The 450-nt window shown below is 63.8% G+C and carries 1 protein-coding gene; it reads left to right on the plus strand.

Features of this window, described 5'->3' with window-relative positions:
• Window positions 1-450: strawberry notch C-terminal domain-containing protein (locus AX708_RS06985; RefSeq protein WP_197426355.1), on the plus strand; the 450-nt coding region annotated here is incomplete at both ends.

Genomic DNA, 450 nt, shown 5'->3' on the forward strand with positions numbered 1-450 from the left:
GCTCGCCGCGGACGAACCAGTCCGAGACCGACCAGTTCATGGATGGCAGGAAGCCGATCCTTGTCTTTAGCGATGCGGGTGGTACCGGGCGGTCATATCACGCGAGCCTTGACGCAGCGTGCCAGAAGCGGCGCATCCACTTCCTGCTTGAGCCTGGGTGGCGAGCCGACCGCGCCATCCAGGGGCTGGGCCGAACGCACCGGACACATCAGGCCAACACACCGCTGTTCCGGCCTGTGACCACGAACTGCAAGGGGGAACTGCGGTTCACCAGCACCATTGCGCGCAGGCTCGACAGTTTGGGGGCGCTGACGCGGGGTCAACGACAGACGGGCGGCCAGAACCTTTTTGACCCTGCCGACAATCTCGAAAGCGAATATGCCAAGGCGGCTCTCTCGACCTGGTTTGCCTTGCTGGCGGACGGCAAGCTCAAGAGCGCAACGCTGATCG

Source organism: Erythrobacter sp. CCH5-A1, assembly GCF_001557115.1.
In the GTDB taxonomy this organism is placed as follows: Bacteria; Pseudomonadota; Alphaproteobacteria; order Sphingomonadales; family Sphingomonadaceae; genus Erythrobacter.